Source organism: Burkholderia sp. HI4860 (assembly GCF_002223045.2).
Lineage (GTDB): Bacteria > Pseudomonadota > Gammaproteobacteria > Burkholderiales > Burkholderiaceae > Burkholderia.
Genome location: NZ_NKFO02000001.1, coordinates 2367188 through 2386322, shown reverse-complemented (window position 1 = coordinate 2386322; position 19135 = coordinate 2367188). Strand labels below are relative to the sequence as shown.

The window sequence follows — 19135 nt, the reverse complement described above, 5'->3', positions numbered from 1 at the left end:
GCAAACCCTACATTATGAGATAAGATTGCATCCGGGAGACAGATGAGGAAACAAAAATGCATGAACCGGTTCTGGATCGCCTCGATCGCCACTTGCTCGCGATCCTGCAGGAGAACGGCCGCGCGTCGAACCTCGACCTGGCGAAGGCCGTCGGCCTGTCACCCGCGCAGACGCTGCGCCGCCACCGGCGGCTGGAGGAAATCGGTGCGATCCGTCGCTATGAAACCCGGCTGTGCCCCGACACGCTCGGTTTCGGCGTGACCGCTTTCGTGCACGTGACGATGGAGCGCGGGCATATCCGCGACCTGTCGAAGTTCCAGAAACTGGTGTCCGATCTCGCGCAGATCCAGGAGTGCTTCTCGGTGACGGGCGACATCGACTACGTGTTGAAGGTCGTCGCGCACGATCTGAAGGGCTTGTCGCGATTCCTGCTCGAGACGCTGATGCGCATTCCCGGCGTGAGCGGCGTGCATTCGAGCGTGTGCCTCGACGAGATCAAGTGCACGAGTGCGATGCCGGTCGAGGCCTGATTCGGCGGGCCGCGCGCCAGGGCGGCCCCGTCACCGCACCGCTTCGAACGCACTGATCAGCAACGCCCCCGCCGCGATCACCGCGCAACCGGCCGCCCGGCGCGGCGTCAGCCGCTCGCCGAGATACACGCGCGCGATCAGCGCCGCGAACACCACGCTCGTTTCGCGCAACGCCGACACCGGCCCCATCGGCGCGCGATCCATCGCCCAGATCACGATGCCGTATGCGAGCGCCGCGAACACGCCGCCGCACGCGGCCTTCGCCGTTTCCCCGGCCTCCTGCGTCAGCCGCAGCGGCCCCGCCCGCAGCCGGTAGTACGCGGCCATCATCGCGCCCGTCAGCACGAACATCCACGCGGTATAGCCGACCGTGTTGCCGCTTTCCCGCACGCCGATCCCGTCGACCACGCTGTAGGCCGCGATCGACACGCCGGTCGCGAACGCGGTCGGCAGCACCTGCATCATCCGGTGCTTCGCGCCGCGCCCGCGCTCCAGGCCGATCGCCAGGATGCCCGCGCAGATCAGCACGAGCCCCGCCTGCGCGCCCAGGTTCAGCCGCTCGCCCGCGAACGCCGCCGCACCGAGCGTGACGAGCAGCGGCGCGGTGCCGCGTGCGACCGGATACGCGACAGTGAGGTCGCCGTGCTCGTATGCGCGCACCAGCAGCAGCGTATAGACGACGTGCAGCACGGCCGACGCGACGACGCACGCCCAGCTCGCGGGCGTGATCGGCGCCGCGGCCGGCAGGAACAGCAGCGCGAACAGCCCGATCGCGATCTGCAGCACCGTGGCCGACCGCAGCCGGTCGCCGCTGCTGCGGACGAGCGCATTCCACGACGCGTGCAGGAACGCCGCACACAGGACGGCAAACAGAACGGGAATCGGCACGCTGAATACTCGCTGACGGTCGGCCACGCGAAATCGTCGCCGCAGGGCGTTCATCGTAGGAATACGTCATCCGATTGTCAAAAAACGGGCGCTGCACCGCACCGTGCGCCGAGCCGTCGATGACGCCCTTTCGCCCGCCCCGCGCGGCATCCGCGGCAAGCGGCCCACGCGCCGCGGGATGTGACGCGAAGGTGGCATGCGGTCTGCCCCTTTCCGTTCACTTTCGCATCGCATTCCGCCGTAATGAAATCGATACCGCAGCGCAATCGCGACGAAACCACTCCGTCCCCATATCTTCATACGGGACTGTTCCAATGCGCGTGCTCGCTCAAGAGCTCCGCGCCGAACCGACACGGCGACGGGGCCGCTCTCCACCATCGAAGACCTTACCTGGAGTTTCCCGATGTTCCGTCAAGCCTTGCTCGTCACCGCCTGCGCAGCCGCGGCGCTGGCGTTGTTCGCCTGCGGCGGCAGCGACGATCCCACGTCGACGCCTGCCGTGTCGTCGCAGGATGCGCTGCAGACCGCCACGCCGATCAAGCACGTCGTCGTGATCTACGGCGAAAACATCTCGTTCGACCACTACTTCGGCACGTACCCGAACGCGACGAACCCGTCGGGCGAACCGGCGTTCACCGCCAAGTCCGGCACGCCGACGATCAACGGGCTGACGGGCACGCTGCTCACCGCGAACCCGAACTTCACGAACACGGCCAACGGCACCGACGCGGCGAACCCGTTCCGCCTCGACCGCACGCAGGCCGCGACCGCCGACCAGAACCACGCGTACACGGCCGAGCAGCAGGCCGAGGACAACGGCCTCGCCGACCTGTTCCCGAAATACACCGGCAAGGGCTCGTCCGGCGGCGCCGGCGCGTTCGGCACGAAGGGCCAGGTGATGGGCTACTTCGACGGCAATACCGTGACGGCCCTGTGGAACTATGCGCAGCGCTTCGCGATGAGCGACAACACGTTCACGACGGTCTACGGCCCGTCGACGCCGGGCGCGCTGAACGTCGTGTCGGGCCAGACCAACGGGATGCAGATCGTCAAGACGTCGAAGCAGCCGTCGACGCTCGCCGCGACCTCGTACTACATCAACGACGGCCAGGGCGGCTTCACGATGATCAACGACGTCGACCCGGGCTTCGACGTGTGCTCGAGCACGACCGACCAGGCGATGATGACCGGCAAGAACATCGGCGACCTGCTGAACAGCGCGAAGATCACGTGGGGCGGCTTCATGGGCGGCTTCAACCTGTCGACGACGAACGGCAACGGCACCACGGGCTGCGCGCGCAGCACGGTCGCCACCGCCGTGAACGCCGCGACGGCCGACTACATCCCGCACCACAACTGGTTCCAGTACTACGCGTCGACCGCGAACCCGCAGCACACGCGCCCGAGCTCGGTCGCCGCGATCGGTTCGAGCTTCCAGACCGACGGCAAGACCGCCGAACCGGCGAACCACCAGTACGACACGGACGACTTCTTCGCCGCCGTCAAGGCCGGCAACTTCCCGTCGGTCAGCTACCTGAAGGCGCCGGCGGCGCAGGACGGGCATGCGGGCTATTCGGATCCGCTCGACGAGCAGGCGTTCGTGACGAAGGTCGTCAACTTCCTGCAGCAGCAGCCGGACTGGCAGAACACGGCCGTGATCGTCACGTATGACGACTCGGACGGCTGGTACGACCACGTGTACACGGCGCCGACGCACGCATCGTCGGACCCGGTCGACCAGGTCAACGGCAGCGGCAAGTGCGGCACCGGCGGCACCACCGGCGTGAACGGCGCGACCGTGAACGGCCGCTGCGGCCCGGGCGTGCGCATTCCGCTCGTCGTGATCTCGCCGTACGCGAAGCAGAACTACGTCGACCACACGATGCTCGACCAGGCGTCCGTCGTGCGCTTCATCGAGGACAACTGGCTCGGCGGCCAGCGCATCGGCGGCGGCTCGTTCGATGCGACGGCGGGCGACCTGCGCGCGTTGTTCGACTTCACGTCGAAGCCGAACACGGCGCCGCTGTACCTCGACCCGACGCTCGGCACCGTATTGAGCTCGGCGCCGGCGATCTGACCGGGACGTCGTGACCGCATGGCCGGCGCAGCACGCGCCGGCCGTTTCCATTTCAACGCGTCGCTTCGTGCGACGCCCGTTTTTCGACCGACAGCATGACAGCTCGCCCCGCGTTTCCGTCTCCCGATGCCGCCGGCACACCCGCGCCGCGTGCCCCTTCCCGCCTGCTGCGCCGCGCGGCGTTCGTGATCGGCGCCGCCGTGCTCGGCTACGGCGCGTTCGCGATCGCGTTTCCCGCGCAGGTGCCCGCGGCGATCGGCACCGTCGTCGCCGACTGGACGGGCGCGAACCCGCATCCGGTCGTGCTGCAGCGACCCGTGGCGCAACCGCTGTCGGCGGTCGCGCAGCTCGGCCGCGCGTTGTTCGCCGATCCGTCGCTGTCCGCGTCGGGCAAGCAGTCGTGCGCGTCGTGCCACAGCCCGGATCATGCGTATGGCCCGCCGAATGCGCTCGACGTGCAGCCGGGCGGCCTCGCGATGACGCAGCAGGGCTATCGCCCGCCGCCGTCGCTGATGTACCTGTACCGTCAGCCGAACTTCAGCATCGGCCCCGATGCCGGTGAAAACGACGCCGCGCCGAGCGTCGCGCAGCAGGCTGCATCCGCGGCCGGCGTCGTCAAGGCGCAGAAGGTGGCCGGCACGTCGGCCGCGCCGCAACTCGTGCCGCAGGGCGGGTTGTTCTGGGATGGCCGCGCCGATACGCTTCAGCAACAGGCGTTCGGCCCGCTGCTGAATCCGGTCGAGATGGCGAACGCGAGCGTCGACGACGTCGCGCGCAAGCTCAAGCAGTCGTCGCACCGCGCGCAGCTCGAGCAACTGTTCGGCCCGCGCGTGTTCGACAGCCCGCAGCTCGCGGTGTCGGAGGCGATGTTCGCGATCGCGCGCTACCAGGTGGAAGATCCGTCGTTCCATCCGTACAACAGCAAGTACGACCGCTGGCTCGAAGGCCGTGCGCGCTTCACGCAGGCCGAACTGCGCGGGCTGCGCCTGTTCAACGATCCGGACAAGGCGAATTGCGCGGGCTGCCATCTGTCGAAACCCGGCAAGGACGGGCTGCCGCCGATGTTGACCGACTACCAGTACGAGGCGCTCGGCGCGCCGCGCAACAAGGAGCTGGCGCAGAACCGCAACCCGGCGTTCTACGATCTCGGCGTGTGCGGGCCGTTCCGCGACGACCTGAAGGACCAGACGCAGTATTGCGGGATGTTCCTGACGCCGACGCTGCGCAATTCGGCGACGCGCCACGTGTTCTTCCACAACGGCGTATTCCACACGCTCGACCAGGTGATGGCGTTCTACAACGAACGCAGCATCTCGCCGCAGAAGTTCTATTCGCGCGGCGCGGACGGCAAGGTCGACGAGTACGACGACATCCCGCCGAAGTATCGCGCGAACGTCGACGTGACCGATGCGCCGTTCGATCGCAAGCCGGGCGACCCGCCCGCGATGACGGCGCAGGACATCAAGGATATCGAAGCATTCCTGGGTACGCTGAACGACGAGCCGGTGCGGCATTGAGTGCGGGACGACCCCCGCGCCGCGTCGTGTCGTATCAGCGGCGCGCGCGGATGCAGAGGAACGCCGGGGCCAGCGACAGCTCCGCATGAAGCCGCTCCGATGCGGCCTTCATCTCCGGCAGCGGCTTCGGCTCGACGAACCGGTCGAGCCGCCAGCCGCCGTCGGCCACGGCGTTCAGGATGTCGGCAAGCGGCCGCCGCCACGCTTCGACATAGGGTTTCGGTTCGCCGAAACCCGACCAGTGACAGCCGAAGCGGGACGTATCGAAATAGGTGCCCTCGCCGCGCGTGCGTTCGTCCATCCAGTCGCGCATCGGATGGGCCATCGAAAACACGAGCGTGGCGCCCGGCCGTGCGACACGCCGGAATTCACGCAGCGTCGACGCAAGGTCGCGCACGTAGTCGAATGCGAGCGAACAGACGATCTTGTCGAACGCTTCGTCGGGCAACCACGTGAGCGGTCCCTCCAGATCGCCCTCCACGATGTCGACCGCGAGGCCCTCGCAGCGCGTTCTCGCCAGCGCGACCATCTCCGGCGTGACGTCGAACGCATGCACCGTCGCGCCCTGGCGTGCGAGGTGTTCGCTGCAGATGCCCGGCCCGCAGCCGGCGTCGAGCACCGTCAGGCCGTCGACGTCGCCGAGCAGCGCCATCGTCGCCGGACGTTCGTAGAGCGCGTTGTGCGCCTTCGTCGGCGCGATGTCGGCGTAGCGTTGCGCGAAGCTCGCGTAAGCCCGGCGGCCGGGTGGTTCGTTCGGATCGGTCATGCGGACTCCTTCGATAGAAACGGGGGGAGCCGATTCTGCCTGATCCGCCGACGGGTGGCGACTCGACGTCTCGCCTGCATCACGACAGGCCGTCGAGCAGCCGATACCAGGCCACGCCGGCCGCGATGTAGAAGCGCTGCAGCCCGTGAAACGGAATGGGCCGGATCGGCGTGCGCCGGAACGGCAGCGGCAGTTGCGCATCGCCCGACAGGTGCGCGGCCAGATGCTTGCCGAGCGTCGTCGCCATCGCGATGCCGCGCCCATTGTAGCCGAGCGCGATCGTCACGCCCGGCACGGGCTCGTGCACGTGCGGCATGAAATCCGCGGTGATCGCGACGCGCCCGGCCCAGCGGTACTCGAACCGGACACCCTTCAGTTGCGGATACAGCAGCGTCGTCGCACGCTCGAGATGTCGCCAGTCGCTCGTCGCACGCGGTTCCGCGAACGGGCCGCGGCCGCCCATCAGCAGGCGTCCCGCAGCATCGCGCCGGAAGTACAGCAGCAGGCGCCGTGCATCCGATGCGACCTCGCCGCCGGCGAGGATATCGCGACCGAGTTCCGGCGCGAGCGGTTGCGTCGCGACGATAAAGCTGTTCGCGGCGATCACCGACTGGCGCAAGCCCGGCCACAGCCCGTCCGTGTACCCGTTGGTCGCGATCACGACGCGGTCCGCCGATACCGTCGCGCCGCCGGCCGTCGCGACCTGCCAGCGGCCGTCGGCACGCGTCAGCCCGACGGCGCGCGTCAGCCCGTGCACGACCGCCCCGCTCGCCTGCGCGGCGCGCACGAGGCCGCGCGTATAGCTGAGCGGCTGTACGCTGCCCGCGCGGCGATCGATCCAGCCGCCCGCGTACGCATGCGTGCCGAGCCGGCGCGCGACCTCGTCGCGACCGAGCAGTTCGACCGGTGCGCCGCGCGCAGCCCATTGCTGCGCACGCCGGGCGACCGTGTCGAGCATCGCGGCAGTCGGCGCCGGCTGGATCCAGCCGTGGCGTCGCGCATCGCAGTCGATCGCGTGCCGCGCGATCAGGTCGAATACCGTGTCGGCCGCACCGCCGACCACGGCGGCAAGCTGCTCGCCGGCTTCGTCGCCGAACCGGCGGATCAATTCGTCGGGGTCGTATTTCAGGCCGGGGATCACTTGCCCGCCGTTACGGCCGGACGCGCCCCAGCCCGGCTGCGCGCCGTCGATCACGCGCACGTTCACGCCGCGTTCGGCCAGGTGAAGCGCGGTCGACAGGCCCGTAAAGCCGGCGCCGACGATCGCCACGTCGCACGACGCGGAAGCGTCGAGCGCGGGTGTTTCGGGCGCCGGCGCGGCGGTCGCCGCCCACAGCGAATCCGGCCACTGGGCGTCGGGCCATCCGGGTGCAGCGTTCCTTGCACTCATGTTCGATCCGGGTTGGCGGCGTCGTCCGACGCCAGCAGTCGACGCAGGAATTCCTGCGTGCGGGGATGCTTCGGCTGCGTGAGCACGTCGCGCGCGGATCCGCTTTCGCAGATGGTGCCGTCGTGCAGGAAACACACGCGATCGGCCACCTCGCGCGCGAATGCCATTTCGTGCGTGACGACCACCATGGTCATGCCGTCGCGCGCGAGTCCGCGCATCACGCCGAGCACTTCGCCGACGAGTTCTGGGTCGAGCGCCGACGTCGGTTCGTCGAACAGGATCGCCTGCGGCTCCATCGCGAGCGCGCGTGCGATCGCGACGCGCTGCTGCTGGCCGCCCGACAGCTCGGACGGGTACGCATTCATCCGGTGCGCGAGCCCGACCTTGTCGAGCAGCGCGCGGGCCTGCTCGCGCGCTTGCGCGGCCGGCGTGCGCCGCACGTGGACTGGCCCTTCCATCACGTTCTCGAGCGCCGTGCGATGCGAGAACAGGTTGAAGCGCTGGAACACCATGCCGACCCGCATCCGCAACTCGTGGATCCGTTTCGAGTGTGCGTCGACCTTCACGCCGTCGATCGTGATCGATCCTTCGTCGTAAGTCTCGAAGCCGTTGATACAGCGCAGCACGGTCGATTTTCCCGAGCCGGACGGCCCGATCAGGCACACGACCTCACCTTGCTGCACGTCGAGGCTGACGCCCTTCAGCACGGCGTGTTGCTGAAAGCGCTTGTGTATCGCATCGATCCGGATCATGCGCTTCTCCTCAGCGAGAGTCGCTTGCCGAGCCGGTTCACGCCGAACATCAGCGGCAGGCCGAGCGCGAGATACAGCAACGCGACGAGCGTATAGACGCTCATGTTCTGGAACGTCGACGACGCGATCAGCTGGCCGGCGCGCGTGATCTCCGCGACCGTGATCGTCGACGCGACCGATGAATCCTTCAGCAGCATCACCAGCGTGTTGCCGTAAGGCGGCAGCGCGATGCGGAACGCCTGCGGCAGCACCACGCGCCGCATGATCATCGGCCCGCGCATGCCGATCGCGTGCGCGGCTTCGATCTGGCCACGGTCGATCGCCTCGATGCCCGCGCGGAAGTTTTCCGCCTGGTAGGCCGAATACGCGATGCCGAGACCGAGCACCCCGGCCTGGAATGCCGACAGCTGGATGCCGAGATCGGGCAACACGAAGTACATGTAGAACAGCTGCACGATGATCGGCAGGCCGCGAATCACGTTGACGACCGTGCTCCCCGCCGTCGACACGGCACGGTTGGGCGACACCTTCAGCAATGCGAGGATCAGCCCGAGCACCGAGCTGAGCACGAACGCGCATGCCGTGATCTCGATCGTGACCACCGCCCCCTTCAGCAGGATCGGCAGGAAATCGATCGCGTTCTGAAAAAACATGAGGTCTCCTATGCGACGGCCCGGCGGCACGTCGCGGTGGATGCCCGCGATGCGCGGGCGATACCGCTCGGGAATCCCGGGCGCGCGCTCAGCTCATGTGCCACTTCTGCAGGATCTGCTGCAGCGTGCCGTCGCCCTTCATTTTCCGGATCGCGCCGTTGAGCTGCTCGAGCGTCGCCGTGTCGCCCTTGCGCACGATGAAGCAGACTTGCCCCTTTACGACGCTCTGGTATTCGGGCACGAGCCGGACCTGGCGATTGACGCCGTGTTCGATCTGATACGCGACGATCGGCTGGTCGGCGAAGCCGGCCTTGATGCGGCCGAGCGCGACGTCGCGCATGATGTCGGCGATCGAATCGTAGGTGCGGACTTCCTTGAAGATGCCCTTCTTGTTGAGTGCGTCGACGAACGCCGTACCGACCTGCGCGCCGACCACCTGCCCCTTGAAGTCGTCCATCGACGTGTAGCGGCCCGGGTCGTCCGCCTTCACGATCAGGCCTTCGCCGAACGTATAGACCGTGTCCGAGAAGTCGACGACCTGCTGGCGCGCCGGCGTTTTCAGCATCGCGGCCGAGATGATGTCGATCTTCTGCGTGGTGAGCGACGGGATCAGCGCCGAGAACACGGTCTGCTGCACGTCGACGCGAAACCCGGCCGACTTCCCGGCCGCGGTGATCGCATCGACCATCATCCCCTGGATCGAATTGCTCTTGACGTCGAGAAACGTGAACGGCACGCCGGTGGCCGTCGCGCCGACCCTCAGCGTGGGCTCGGCCGCGCTGGCGCCGGCCGATGCCGTGGAGAGCGCGATGCAGGTGGCGAAACCGGCGGCCAGTGCGCCGAACCGCTTGATGAACGAAACCATGGTGTCTCCTTCTCAGATACTTCGGTGCGCCGGCCGGTCGCGGATCGACACTGCGACGATGACCCGATCTTAAAACGAATCAAAAATATCGCGAAAAGATTTTTGTGTATCGATATGCGATACACTAAGATGCGATATCGAATCGATTCGGCCCCTTGCCCATGGAAACGTCGCCCGATCAGTCAATCGACCTGCTGTTCAACCAGTCGCTGGAGAAAGGGCTGAACGTGTTGCGCGCGTTCAGCGCGAAGCGGCGCACGATGACGCTGGCGGAAGTGGCCGACGCGGCCGGCATGACGAAAAGCTCGGCGCAGCGGATGGTCTATACGCTCGAGAAGCTCGGTTACATCCGCAAGCATCCGGTTACGCGGCGCTATCAGCTCACGCCGCACGTGATGCGGATCGGCTTCAACTATCTCGCGGCCGATACGCTGATCGACGTGGCCAATCCGTTCCTGTCCGAACTCACGAACCTGACCGGCGAAACCACCAACCTCACCGAGCCGGACCAGGACGAAATGGTGTACGTCGCGCGTTTCGTGTCGACGAAGTTCGTGCCGATCCACATGCCGATCGGCAGCCGCATCCCGATGTATTGCACCGGTTCCGGCCGTGCATTCCTGAGCGCGCTGCCGCCCGGCGACGCGCGCGCGCGTCTCGACGGCATGGCGCGTCCGCTGCACACGCCGCGCACGATCACGGCGCTCGACGAACTCGTCGCACTGCTCGACAGCGCGCGGCTCGAAGGCTATGCCACCAACCAGGAGGAATTGTTCATCGGCGACATGTCGATTGCCGCGCCCGTGCTCGGCAGCCAGGGACAGCCGGTGGCGGCCGTGCACGTGGTGGCGCCGACGAGCCGCTGGACGTTCGACGACGCGCGCCGCAAGCTCGCGCCGGCCGTGATCGACTGCGCGCGCGGCATCAGCAATTCGATCCGGACGCTCGAGTAGTACGCGTGGAATGGCAGACGGTGCACCATTGCATTGCGCGACGGCATCTGATTGCTACCGCAACTTCCGCGAAGTCTCGCTCCGATAAGTCCGGTTGGGGCGGAACACGAGCTGCTTCGCGGCGATATCCAGTTCCTTGCCGTGGTACAGGTCGACGCACTTCAGGAAGTCGAATTTCACGTCCCGGACTTCCGGTTCGACAACCGGATTCCGGTAGTCGCGACCAAGATACTTCGCCACCAGCGCGTGAATGGCATCCGGTGCACGCTCCATGTCGTAGTAGGTCCAGTCGCGCAACGCGCTGGTGCTGCTGCCGATATCCTTGCCCACGCCTGGCTCCTGCTTGTACGCGGTAGCCAGGCACTCCGCGAGCACCATGTCCTTGAAGTTCTGGAGGTTGGTCCGTGAGCCTGCTTCGGGCGATGCTTGCGCTGCATCGTTCGCCGACACCATCGCGGGTTGAAGTGCGATGCACGTCAACACGGCGGCGATCCAGGCTCTCCTCATGACAGACTCCAGAAATTTGCGCGATCGGTACGATACTGCGCGCCCGGCTCGTTGAAATAGCAATGGTCGTAACACGTCCGTCCATTGAACAGCGTGGCGTGGCCCTGCGCGTCACTCCATCCCGACACCTCGAAGAGGATGACACCTTGTCGCCCCGCCAGTGGCCCGCCGTTTGACGGCGGATACTTGACACCGTCTGCCTTCCCCCACCGTTGCTCGAGAAAGCGAATCAAATCCCGGACACGAAAGAAGTATTGCCGATTGTCTCCTCCCGATACCGTTTGCCCGGGGATCCGCGGCATCACCATACCGGCTTCGCCGAGGATATAACTCATCCTGACCGCGCACGTATTGCTCCATCGCTCTGTCGGACTTGGATTGTTGACGTTCTTCTCGACATATCCGCCAATGACTTTCGCAACGCGCGCACCGGTGTTCGCCGGATCGAAAATTCGCTGAGATGCCGCCCATGCGACGGCAAATGACGGTCGGTTCACTTTAGCCCCTTGTCGTTGAAATGGATTCAGCTGGAGGGCGCATCGGAAAATCGCAACTGACCAACATTCCCGAATTCCCGCGAGCCCCTCGAACCAGCACGTCATCATGCATGAGACGAAGGCAATTTGTAAGGATGGACGCGTCCTGCCACCGGCCTGACAGCCGCTTCACACCTCCTCCTCCGCGTTTTCCCCGATCCCGTTCGACTTGACTCGATGCCTTCGATCGTCAACACTTCGCACATTGCAAGTGTGATCACACATCACAGATCAAACCTCGGAGAACTTTTCTTGGCGCCTCGTATCGTCACGCCCGCACTGAAAGCCGTTGAACAGGAAACGATGGCCGACAAGGTCTACCAGCAACTGCGCGAAGCGCTGATGAGCGGCCGTTTCGCGCCCGGCCAGGCTTTGAGCCTGCGCAGCGTCGCCGAGGCGGTCGGCTCGTCGACGATGCCCGTGCGCGCCGCACTCACCCGGCTGCACGCCGAGCGCGCGCTGGTCGACGGCCCGAATCGCGCGCTCGTCATACCGCCGATGACGCTCGACATGCTCGACGAGTTGCGCGACGTGCGTATCGCACTGGAAGGCTGCATCGCCGAACGCGCCTGCGCACGCATGAGCGACGCGCAGATCGCGGCCGTGCGCAAGACCTGCGAGACGATGCAGGCGCACGTCGAGGCAGGCCGCTCGCGCGTTTACCTGCAAAGCAATTTCGCGTTCCACAGCGCGATCTATGCGCACGGTGCAAGCGACAGCACGCTCGCAATCGTCGAGAACCTGTGGATGCGCGTCGGCCCCTTCCTCAACATGGTCGCGCTCGACATCCCGCACATGCGGCGCTCGATGGACGCGCACCGCGCCATCGTCGATGCGCTCGAACGGCGCGACGGCGCAGGCGTGCGCGCAGGCATCGCGCTCGACATCGGCGGCGCGGCACACGATCTCGCCGAGACGCTGCGGGCGGAACAGACCCCGCGAACCGTGAACGCGAAGCCGTAGCGGCCGCCTGCCGCGGGCGCCCGGTCGCGAGCGTCCGCGATCCGACTACATCAACGATGGAGACAACCCGGCATGACAGCTTCCGACCTGCTGAAACCCTATGACGGCCTGCGCGTCCTCGTGACGGGCGGCGCATCGGGCATCGGTCTTGAAATCGCGGACGCATTCGCCGAATGCGGCGCACACGTGCATGTATGCGACGCGTCGCAAGCCGCAATTGCAGCGCTCGCCGACCGGCCGTCGCGCGCCGGAGCCGGCGCGATCGGTGCGACGCTGGCCGACGTCTCCGATCCGGCCGCCGTCGAACGCGTGTTCGCCGACGTATCGGCCACGCTCGGCGGCCTCGACGTGCTCGTCAACAATGCCGGCATCGCCGGTCCGACCGGCGGCATCGACGAAATCGACCCGGTGCAGTGGGAACAAACCGTCGCGATCAACCTGACCGCGCAATTCCAGTTCGCGCGCCACGCGGTGCCGTTGCTGCGCGACGCGAAACACGGCGGCGCGATCATCGCGCTGTCGTCGGTCGCAGGCCGGCTCGGTTACGCGTTCCGCACGCCGTATGCGGCAACCAAATGGGCCGTGGTCGGCCTCGTGAAGAGCCTCGCGATCGAACTCGGCCCGCTCGGCATTCGCGTGAACGCCATTCAACCCGGCATCGTGCGCGGCCCGCGGATGCGCCGCGTGATCCAGGCACGTGCGCAGCAGCTCGGCATCGGTTACGACGAAATGGAGACGCGCTATCTCGAGAAGATCTCGCTGCGGCGCATGACCGATCCGGCCGAGATCGCCGCGACCGCGCTGTTCCTGTGCTCGCCGGGCGGGCACGGCATCACGGGCCAAGCGATCTCCGTCTGCGGCAACGTCGAAGTGCTCTGACGCACCCTGCATCGTTCACCGAAAGGAATCCACCCGTGGCCAACGCTCGCAAAGTCATCATCACCTGTGCGCCGACCGGCGCGATCCATACGCCGTCGATGTCGCCGTACCTGCCTGTCACGCCGCACGAGATCGAAACCGCCGCCGTCGCGGCCGCCGAGGCCGGCGCAGCGATCCTGCATCTCCACGCACGCAATCCGTCCGACGGCAAGCCGACCCAGGATCCGGCCGTGTTCGCCGAATTCCTGCCGCGCATCAAGGCGCAAACCGACGCGGTGATCAACCTCACGTCGGGCGGCAGCCCGCACATGACGGTCGACGAACGCCTCCAGCCCGCCCTGCATTTCCAGCCCGAAGTCGCATCGCTGAACATGGGCTCGATGAACTTCGGGCTGTACCCGATGCTCGAGCGCTTTCGCGAGCTGAGGCATCCGTGGGAACGCGAACATCTCGAGAAGAGCCGCGACCTCGTGTTCAAGAACACGTTCGCCGACATCGAAACGATCCTCACGCGCTGTGGGGCGAACGGCACGCGCTTCGAATTCGAGTGCTACGACATCTCGCACCTGTACAACCTCGCGCATTTTGTCGACCGCGGGCTCGCGAAGCCGCCATTCTTCGTGCAAAGCGTGTTCGGCCTGCTCGGCGGGATCGGCGCACACCCGGAAGACCTGATGCACATGCGCCGCACGGCCGACCGCCTGTTCGGCCGCGATTACGTGTGGTCGATCCTCGGCGCCGGCCGCAACCAGATTCCGCTCGCGACGATCGGCGCGGCCCAGGGCGCGAACGTGCGCGTCGGGCTCGAGGATTCGCTGTGGATCGCGCCGGGCACGCTCGCGGAATCGAGCGCCGCGCAGGTCCTGAAAATGCGGCATGTGCTCGAGGGCCTGTCGCTCGAGATCGCGACACCGGCCGAGGCGCGCACGATGCTCGCACTCAAGGGCGGCGACGCGGTGAATTTCTGATCGCCGGGTAGCGCCCCAACACCAGAATCCGCAAGCGCAGTGACAAGGCGCCGGCCCGAGCCGGCCGGCGCCAGGACGCCCATCATCGCCCCGCTCCGTTCGAGCGCTGCCGGCGCGGCTCCGTCGTCTGCCCATCCGCTGCATGCATCGCAGCGGCATCTGCCGAACGCGGCGCACCGTGCTTGCCGTGCGCGCCGGTTCGCCCTTACCGGAGTCGTCCGCATGTCCACTCATCACGCCCAGGCCCTGCCTTCCGCCGCCGGCGACGCGAGCGCGTCGCTGAACCGGCTGCTGTTCCGCAAACTCCTGCCGCTGCTGATCGCCGCGTATGTGATCAGCTTCCTCGACCGCACCAACATCGCGTTCGCCAAACATTCGATGGGGGTCGATCTCGGCATTTCATCGGCCGCGTACGGACTTGGCGCGGGGCTGTTCTTCCTGACCTATGCGCTCTTCGAAATTCCGAGCAACCTGATCATGCACCGCGTCGGCGCGCGCTTCTGGATCACGCGGATCATGATCACGTGGGGGGCACTGTCGGTCGCGATGGCGTTCGTCAGCGGCGAGACGTCGTTCTACGTGATGCGCCTGCTGCTCGGGGCCGCCGAAGCCGGCCTGTTTCCCGGCGTGATGCTGTACCTGACGTACTGGTTCGGCCGCGAGGAGCGTGCGCGCGCAACCGGCTATTTCCTGCTGGGCGTGTGCATCGCAAACATCGTCGGCGGGCCGCTGGCCGGCGCGCTGATCGAGCTCGACGGCACGCTCGGCTTCCACGGCTGGCAATGGCTGTTCGTCGTCGAAGGCATTCCGGCGATCCTGCTCGCATTCGTCGTGTGGACACGGCTGCCGGATCGTCCGAGCACCGCGCCGTGGCTCTCCCCGGAAACCGGGCGCGCACTCGAACGCACGCTGGCCGCCGAGCAGGATGCCGGCGCCGGTGCGCACGGCGGCCATGCGTTCGGCGCCGCGCTGCGCGATCCGCAGATCTGGCTCGCGATCTTCGTGTACTTCTGCCACCAGTTGACCATCTACACGGTGATTTTCTTCCTGCCGGGCATCATCGGCGCATCGGGACGCTTCTCGCCGTTCGCGGTCGGGATGTTGACCGCGCTGCCCTGGCTCGCCGCCGCCTGCGGCGCCGCCACGCTGCCGCGCTTTGCGCGCGAGTCGCGGCATTCGCGCCGGATGCTGTGTGCGGGGCTGGTCGTGATGGCGGCCGGGATGGTCGGCGCCGCGCATGCGTCGCCTGCCGCGGGGCTCCTGTGCGTGTGCGTGGCCGCATTCATGTTCTTCGTCGTTCAGTCGATCGTCTTCACGTTTCCCGCGTCGCGGCTCGCCGGTAACGCTCTGGCCGGCGGACTCGGACTAGTGAATACGTGCGGGTTGCTCGGCGGTTTCGTCGGACCGACCGTCGTCGGTGCGATCGAACAGGCCACCGGCAACGCGAAGAACGGGTTGACGCTGCTGGCGGCCGCGCTCGTCATCGCGGCGTTCGCCAGCCTCGCGTTGCGGCACGGGCATGAGCGGCCGGACGCGCGGTCGCACGGCTGACGGCAGGCCGGATTCGGGATCGCGAGAGGCGGACGTGTACGCCGCCCGTCTCTCGCGTCGCCCCGTCAGAACAGATACATCCCCGCGACGAACACGACGCCCGAGAACAGCAGCGTCGTCACGCAATACCCCATGATGTCGCGCACGCCGAGCCCGGCGATCGCCAGCGCGGGCAGCGCCCAGAACGGCTGCGCCATGTTGGTCCAGGCCTCGCCGTACGCAATCGCCATCGCGGCCTTGCCGAGATCCGCGCCGAGCGCCTGGGCCGCCGGCATCACGAACGGACCCTGCACGACCCAGTGGCCGCCGCCGGACGGCACCGCGAAATTGATCACGGCCGAGCTCAGGAACGCGAGCAACGGGAACGTGTGCACGTTCGCGATATCGACGAACCACTTCGTGATCACGCCCGCGAGCCCCGAGTGATCCATCAGCGCCTGGATGCCCGCATAAAACGGAAACTGAATCATGATCCCCGATGCGCCGCGCGCCGCGCCGGCCACCGCGCGCGCATAGGCCATCGGCGTACGGTGCAGCAGGATGCCGGCTGCGAGGAACGCGAGGTTCACGGTGTCGATGTCGAGCGCGAAGCCCTTCTGCACGAACTTCAGCACGAGGAACGCCCCGCACAGCGCTGCGACGAAAACCGACAGCAGGCGGCTTTCCTCCAGCCGTTCCGCAAACGTCGCGTCGGGCCCGAGTTGGCGCTCGACGCTTGGCGGCTCGGCCAGCAGCGCCGGATCGACGCTGACGACGTCGCCCGGCTTCGGCATCATCATGCGCGCGAGGAACGGCAGCATCACGATCAGGCCGATCGTGATGAACGCGTTGTAGCCGGTGAAGATCGTCTCCGACACGGGAATCAGCCCGATCGTTTTCTCCATCGGATTGCCCTTCGTGGCCGCGACGAGCGGGACCGAGCCCGACAAGCCGCCGTGCCAGCTCAGGAAGCCCATGTAGGCGGACGCAACGAGCAGCCGGTAATCGCTGCCGGCGACACGGCGCGCCACTTCGCGCGCGAGCATCGCGCCGAGCACGAGGCCGAAGCCCCAGTTGATCGCGCACGCGAGCGCGCCCACGAACGCGACGAGCATCACGCCCTGCCCCGGCGTGCGCGCGGTGCTCGCAAGCGCCACGAGCATGCGCTTCACGGGCGGCGAACTCGCGAGTGCGTGACCGGTGACGAGGATCATGACCATCTGCATCGAGAACGCGAGCAGGTTCCAGAAACCCGAACCCCACATCGTCGTGAGCTGAACGGGCGTGTTCGGTGTGAGGCCGAACGCGAGCGCGAACGTGACGATCGTCAGCAGGATCGCGAAAATCAACGGGTCGGGCAACACGCGGTGGACCACCTGCGTGAAGAATTGGGAAATGCGCTGAATCAACTTGAGCTCCTCGTTTCCTGATAGGGACGTCCGCGCGTGTCGTTGTTGGTTGAGGCGCGGAAACGCGCGGATTCTTGCACAGAACCGGCGGACGCGCTTTGGAGCACGCGGCTACGATCGCGTGCTGGCGCGGATGGGGAAACGGGAGAGGAAAACGGCGACCGGCGGTGCGATCGGCACCGCCGTTAAAAAGGACGGAAGCGTGTGCGTCAGCGCACGGCGGTCGCAGGTGTGCTCATGGTTGCAACCGGATTCGCCCGCCGCTCGACCAGCCGCTGCGCGAACCGGTACGCAACGAGCGAGCCGGCCACCGCAAGCAGCATCGGCACGAGGCTGTCGTGGTCCGCGCGCGTGAATTCGAGCAGCAGCACGACCGCCGTGATCGGCATCTGCATCGACGCGGCGAGAAACGCGGTCGCGCCGATCAGTGCGCAGCCGCCGATCGACGCGCCCGGCCATACGAGGCTCCACAACCCGCCGAGCACGACGCCGAGCAGCGCACCGTTCGCGAGGCCCGGTGTCAGCAGGCCGCCTTCCGCACCCGCCCGCAGGCTGCCGGCCTCGATCAGCACCTTCAGCACGAGCAGCACAGCGGCGAGACCGATCGTCAACGTGCCGTCGAAGCCCAGCGACGCCGGGCCCTTGCCGTTGCCGAGCAATGACGGAAACCCCATCGCGAGCACGCCGATCATCGCGAAGTTGATCAGCGCGAGCACGGGCAACCGCCCGTCTTTCGGCGCGTTCGCCCGGGCACGTGTGGTGAGCCGCACGAAGCCGTACGCGGCGAAGCCGAACAGCGGACCGCAGACGATCGACCACGCCACCAGCGGCGTGCTCAGCACGAACGGCGGCACCGTGTACTGGTGTTCGTTGCCGAGGCCGATCCACGCAACGGCCGCGGCGATCGCCGACGTCGCGACCGCCACGACCAGCGCACGCAGTTCGAACGTGCCGAGCAGCACTTCGAGCACGAAGATCGCGCCGCCGAGCGGCACGTTATAGACGGCAGCGAGCCCCGCACCGGCACCGCACGCGACCATCAGCCGGCAGTCGTCGGGCGTGAGCCCTGCGGCATGCGCAAGCCGCCCGGCAAGCAGCGAACCGATCTCGCGCGGCGCGACTTCGCGGCCGAGCGGCGAGCCGAGCGCGACGGTGACGATCTGCAGCAGCGCGTGAACCGTCGTGCTGACGACCGGCATCCGCGGATCGGCTGCACGCACTGCGCGGCGAATGCTGACGAGCGGCCGGCCATACCGGTACAACGCCCACCAGCCGCCGCCGGCAACGATCCCGCAGACGACCAGCACCGCGAGGCGGCGCAGCGGATCGGCGCCGGTCACGCCGGTGAGGAAGCTCTCGGTGCCGATCACGTGCGCGACGCTGTAGCCGTACGCGACGTGCTGGATCGCATGCAGCAGCAGTGCGAGCAGCATGCCGCCGAGGCCCGCGCCGACGCCGGTCAGGATCGTGACGACGGCCACGCGCGCGAACGGGCTGGCGGCCGGCGAGGAGGATGCAGGGGCGGACGAGAGATCGGGGCGCATGGTGTCGGCGAATGGAATCGAAAAGACGGCGCGCAACACGCACGCCGCCGTCAGGACCGCATCGTAGGCCGGCGCCAATCATGAGACAAACGTATTTTTCGAATCGACTGATGCATTTCATGAATACATAGCAATGGTCGGGGCCGGAATCACCCACCGCCTGCGACAAAGTCCGCGTCAGTCGCGGATACGCGTGTGACGCCCGTCGTCGGCGTGAACGCCCGATTCGCCGCGCAGCGGTCGCGCCGGTCAACCGCCGTGCTGCGCCCCGCGCATGTTGCAACGACACGACAGCCGGTCACGAAGGCGCGAATGCCACCCGCGCGCGATCGCGCAAAAACCGCCAGCGTCCGGTGCGCGCGGCACATCGTGTCAGTTTTGTGAAGGACTCTTGCGAGATCCGGAAAG

Annotated in this window: 18 protein-coding genes; 8 read left to right on the top strand and 10 right to left on the bottom strand. The window is 67.1% G+C overall.

All coding sequences use genetic code 11. From position 1 onward, the window contains the following. The first annotated feature begins 56 nt into the window (after positions 1-56). The gene (locus tag CFB34_RS10650) at positions 57-530 is read left to right on the top strand and encodes an Lrp/AsnC family transcriptional regulator (protein ID WP_039367332.1); all 474 of its coding nucleotides are present in this window, start codon (positions 57-59) and stop codon (positions 528-530) included. A gap of 30 nt (positions 531-560) precedes the next feature. Here the strand turns inward: CFB34_RS10650 and CFB34_RS10645 are convergent, their stop codons facing one another. Then, on the bottom strand, positions 561-1472 hold the full coding sequence (locus CFB34_RS10645) for an EamA family transporter (RefSeq protein WP_089442525.1): 912 nt from the start codon (positions 1470-1472) through the stop codon (positions 561-563). A gap of 349 nt (positions 1473-1821) precedes the next feature. Here CFB34_RS10645 and CFB34_RS10640 point away from each other — a divergent pair, with 349 nt between their 5' ends. Together CFB34_RS10640 and CFB34_RS10635 are read left to right on the top strand one after the other, a co-directional pair. Further along, entirely contained in the window at positions 1822-3495 is a 1674-nt protein-coding gene (locus CFB34_RS10640) for an alkaline phosphatase family protein (RefSeq protein ID WP_089442526.1), read from the top strand. Positions 3496-3590: 95 nt separating this feature from the next. Beyond that, positions 3591-5012, top strand: coding sequence for a cytochrome c peroxidase (locus CFB34_RS10635; RefSeq protein WP_089442527.1), 1422 nt, complete (start codon positions 3591-3593; stop codon positions 5010-5012). A 34-nt stretch (positions 5013-5046) separates the two neighbouring features. Here CFB34_RS10635 and CFB34_RS10630 read toward each other — a convergent pair whose 3' ends face one another. The 5 genes from CFB34_RS10630 to CFB34_RS10610 form a co-directional block, all read right to left on the bottom strand. Beyond that, the gene (locus CFB34_RS10630; protein ID WP_089442528.1) at positions 5047-5778 is read right to left on the bottom strand and encodes a class I SAM-dependent methyltransferase; all 732 of its coding nucleotides are present in this window, start codon (positions 5776-5778) and stop codon (positions 5047-5049) included. A gap of 79 nt (positions 5779-5857) precedes the next feature. Continuing rightward, positions 5858-7168, bottom strand: coding sequence for an FAD-binding oxidoreductase (locus CFB34_RS10625; protein WP_089442529.1), 1311 nt, complete (start codon positions 7166-7168; stop codon positions 5858-5860). Next, complete coding sequence (locus CFB34_RS10620; RefSeq protein ID WP_089442530.1) at positions 7165-7920, bottom strand: amino acid ABC transporter ATP-binding protein; 756 nt, start codon at positions 7918-7920, stop codon at positions 7165-7167. The genes CFB34_RS10625 and CFB34_RS10620 overlap by 4 nt, the downstream gene beginning before the upstream one ends. Beyond that, complete coding sequence (locus CFB34_RS10615; RefSeq protein ID WP_089442531.1) at positions 7917-8573, bottom strand: amino acid ABC transporter permease; 657 nt, start codon at positions 8571-8573, stop codon at positions 7917-7919. Before CFB34_RS10615 ends, CFB34_RS10620 begins: the two co-directional genes overlap by 4 nt. Positions 8574-8661: 88 nt before the next feature. After that, positions 8662-9438, bottom strand: coding sequence for an ABC transporter substrate-binding protein (locus tag CFB34_RS10610; protein WP_089442532.1), 777 nt, complete (start codon positions 9436-9438; stop codon positions 8662-8664). A gap of 161 nt (positions 9439-9599) precedes the next feature. Between CFB34_RS10610 and CFB34_RS10605 the strand changes: the two genes are divergently transcribed. Continuing rightward, complete coding sequence (locus tag CFB34_RS10605; protein WP_089442533.1) at positions 9600-10391, top strand: IclR family transcriptional regulator; 792 nt, start codon at positions 9600-9602, stop codon at positions 10389-10391. A 54-nt stretch (positions 10392-10445) separates the two neighbouring features. On the opposite strand, the gene CFB34_RS10600 is transcribed toward CFB34_RS10605, so the two are convergent. Both CFB34_RS10600 and CFB34_RS10595 read right to left on the bottom strand, forming a co-directional pair. Beyond that, positions 10446-10898 (bottom strand): type VI secretion system amidase immunity protein Tai4, encoded by a 453-nt coding sequence (locus tag CFB34_RS10600; RefSeq protein ID WP_089442534.1) that lies wholly within the window; start codon positions 10896-10898, stop codon positions 10446-10448. Then, complete coding sequence (locus CFB34_RS10595) at positions 10895-11395, bottom strand: type VI secretion system amidase effector protein Tae4 (protein ID WP_089442535.1); 501 nt, start codon at positions 11393-11395, stop codon at positions 10895-10897. The genes CFB34_RS10600 and CFB34_RS10595 overlap by 4 nt, the downstream gene beginning before the upstream one ends. A 291-nt stretch (positions 11396-11686) precedes the next feature. On the opposite strand from CFB34_RS10595, the gene CFB34_RS10590 reads away from it, so the two are divergent. The 4 genes from CFB34_RS10590 to CFB34_RS10575 all read left to right on the top strand — a co-directional run bounded on the left by CFB34_RS10590 (position 11687) and on the right by CFB34_RS10575 (position 15795). Next, positions 11687-12397, top strand: a complete 711-nt coding sequence (locus CFB34_RS10590; RefSeq protein WP_089442536.1) for a GntR family transcriptional regulator — start codon at positions 11687-11689, stop codon at positions 12395-12397. Between the two features lie 72 nt (positions 12398-12469). Further along, positions 12470-13276 carry an SDR family oxidoreductase gene (locus CFB34_RS10585; protein ID WP_089442537.1) on the top strand — a complete coding sequence of 269 codons (807 nt, stop codon included), beginning with the start codon at positions 12470-12472 and terminating at the stop codon, positions 13274-13276. A gap of 35 nt (positions 13277-13311) precedes the next feature. Further along, a complete protein-coding gene (locus CFB34_RS10580; protein WP_089442538.1) occupies positions 13312-14244 on the top strand; it encodes a 3-keto-5-aminohexanoate cleavage protein in 933 nt (310 codons plus the stop codon). 222 nt (positions 14245-14466) lie between these two features. Next, the gene (locus tag CFB34_RS10575; protein ID WP_089442539.1) at positions 14467-15795 is read left to right on the top strand and encodes an MFS transporter; all 1329 of its coding nucleotides are present in this window, start codon (positions 14467-14469) and stop codon (positions 15793-15795) included. 65 nt (positions 15796-15860) lie between these two features. On the opposite strand, the gene CFB34_RS10570 is transcribed toward CFB34_RS10575, so the two are convergent. Both CFB34_RS10570 and CFB34_RS10565 read right to left on the bottom strand, forming a co-directional pair. Further along, positions 15861-17183, bottom strand: coding sequence for a TIGR00366 family protein (locus CFB34_RS10570; protein ID WP_089442540.1), 1323 nt, complete (start codon positions 17181-17183; stop codon positions 15861-15863). A gap of 209 nt (positions 17184-17392) precedes the next feature. Continuing rightward, the gene (locus CFB34_RS10565) at positions 17393-18727 is read right to left on the bottom strand and encodes a chloride channel protein (RefSeq protein WP_089442747.1); all 1335 of its coding nucleotides are present in this window, start codon (positions 18725-18727) and stop codon (positions 17393-17395) included. Between the last annotated feature and the right edge of the window lie 408 nt (positions 18728-19135).